Origin of the sequence: Mycobacterium sp. (assembly GCF_036273375.1) — a bacterium.
Lineage (GTDB): Bacteria > Actinomycetota > Actinomycetes > Mycobacteriales > Mycobacteriaceae > Mycobacterium.
Map to the genome: position 1 here is coordinate 1 of NZ_DASUHS010000101.1, position 2413 is coordinate 2413.

2 protein-coding genes are annotated in these 2413 nt (G+C 67.5%); both read left to right on the forward strand.

Annotation, left to right across the window (positions count from 1 at the left end; translation table 11 throughout):
* The first annotated feature begins 386 nt into the window (after positions 1-386).
* Positions 387-1934 (forward strand): IS1182 family transposase, encoded by a 1548-nt coding sequence (locus VFW69_RS09705; protein WP_526500567.1) that lies wholly within the window; start codon positions 387-389, stop codon positions 1932-1934.
* 196 nt (positions 1935-2130) lie between these two features.
* On the forward strand, positions 2131-2413 hold a 283-nt coding region (locus VFW69_RS09710; RefSeq protein ID WP_526500569.1), incomplete at its 3' end, for a hypothetical protein.

Sequence of the window (2413 nt, forward strand, 5' to 3'; positions counted from 1 at the left end):
TGGACCTCGGCCGAGAAGTCCAGTCGGGTCGGATCATTGATCGCGCACGGCAATTCCGTCGACACTTCAAAGGACCAGCGGCACAGCCGAGCATCCGCGAATTCGACGACCGCATCCAATCCTCACAGTTCTAGTGACGACGACGGGAACACAGTTGTGACACGAGTGGGCATCAGCGGACACCGAGAGCTCAATCCTGCGACGACGACTCTCATCGACTCAGCAATACGCGCCGCCCTCGCGAGCCATGACGGTCACGATCTCGTCGGGGTGACGTGCCTCGCCGACGGCGCAGACAGCATCTTCGCCCAAGCGGTGCTAGGAGAGCCCTGAATAATCCGCGCGTCTCGACCTGTTGATCTTCGAGGTTCGGGATGGTCTTCGGTATGCAGGGTCACTCTGATGATCAGCGTGAGCTGATGGATGTCGAGTCGGTGGCGGGGCATCTGCTCAAGCCGGACAGTGTGTTCGCGTTCCTAGCCTCGCATCGGCGGGAGTTGTTCCCGGATGAGCTGTTCGTGGATCTGTTCCCGACTCGGCGGGGTCGCCCGTCGGTTCCGGCTGATGTGATGGCTGCGGTGATCACGTTGCAGGCGCTGCACGGGCTCTCGGACAGCGAGACGGTCGATGCGGTGACCTTCGATCTGCGGTGGAAGGCGGCGTGCGGGCTGCCGGTCACGGCCGGGGCGTTTCATGCGACGACGTTGACCTATTGGCGGCGCCGGCTCGCGGCCAGCGACCGGCCGAACCGGATCTTCGATGCGGTCCGTCAGGTCGTCGCGGCCACTGGGGTGTTGGCGGGCAAGACGCGTCGGGCGTTGGATTCCACGGTCCTCGATGACGCGGTCGCCACCCAGGACACGGTCACCCAGCTGGTCGCCGCGATCCGCCGCGCCGCCCGTGAGGTGCCCGGCGCGGCCGCCGTGATCGCACAGCACTGCACCGGGCATGACTACGCCGATCCGGGCAAGCCGAAGATCGCGTGGAACGACAAGGCTGCCCGGGATCAGCTCATCGACGCTCTCGTCGGCGATGCGCACCGGTTGCTCGGGTATCTGCCCGAGCAGGAACTGGACGTCAAGGCGGCTGAGGCGGTGGCGTTGCTGGCCCTGGTGGCCGGGCAGGACGTGGAACCGGTCGAGGGTTCTGATGGCACCGACGGTCGCTGGCGCATCGCGCAGCGGGTCGCCCCGGACCGGGTCATCTCCACCGTCGACACCGACGCACGGCACGCCCACAAGACGGTGCACCGCCGCCAGGACGGGTTCAAAGCCCACCTCGCCATCGAGCCGGACACCGGGATCATCACCGACTGCGCGATCACCAAAGCCGCTGGCGCCGACAGCCACGACGCCGTCGTCGGCTTGGGGCTACTCGATGACGAGGCGCAACCGGTCACGGTGCTGGGCGATTCCGCTTACGGCACCGGCGATGCCCGCGCTGCGCTGGCCGAGGCCGGCCATCGCGCGGTCATCAAACCGCTGCCACTGCGCCCGGCCGTGCCCGGCGGATTCACCCTCGACGACTTCACGACTGACCACCTCGCCGCCACCGTCACCTGCCCCAACGGGCTCACCCGTCCGATCACCCCACGCCGCACCGTCACCTTCGGCGCCGCCTGCCGCGACTGCCCACTACGGCCACGGTGCACCACCCGAGCAGACGGCCGCGCGTTGGTCCTGCACGAACACGAAGCCTTGCTGCGCGCAGCGCGCCGACAAGCCGAGACGCCGCAGTTCCAGAGCGTCTACCGCCAACACCGGCCCATGGTCGAACGCTCCATCGCCTGGCTGGTCCGCGGGAACCGCAAGCTGCGCTACCGCAACGTCACCCGCAATGACCACTGGCTGCACCACCGCGCCGCCGCGCTCAACCTGCGCCGCCTCACCGTCCTCGGCCTGCACCACAACGGCACCACATGGGCCCTGACCTGAGCCAGCCCTCGCCCCAGCCCCTTGCCCACAACCGTCAACCGAGCCGACACTGATCGATGACGCGCCGGGCAAGCTCGCTATCCAACCACGGTTGAAACCCGCGGCCAGACCGCCTTGAGACACCCGACGCGTCCACCATGTTCCAAGTCCCCGCTACACGCCGTTATTCAGGACACTCCTAGCCGGCCTACTGCGTTTGCTGCCCGGACTGCTCCGGCGAGCTACCACCTATGCGCACGCGGCGGCGAGCCCGGAGGGCTGGGCACTGCTTGCTGACATCTACGGTGTCGCCTACTACCTGGCCGCCCGGCACCGCTGGATGGATCTCGTTGACCTTGCTCCCACCCGCCAAGCCTGGGCCGCCGATCAGCAACCACTGCTGAGCGCTACTGCCGCCGTGCAACGTGCTGGCACCTTCCTCAACAGCGGTGACTTCACCGGCGGGCTCGCCGTGGTGGACAAGGCCATCGTGGCCGTCG

Coding starts and splice junctions, on each gene's coding strand:
- VFW69_RS09705 (WP_526500567.1), top strand. CDS start 387: ATGCAGGGTCACTCTGATGATCAGCGTGAGCTGATGGATGTCGAGTCG.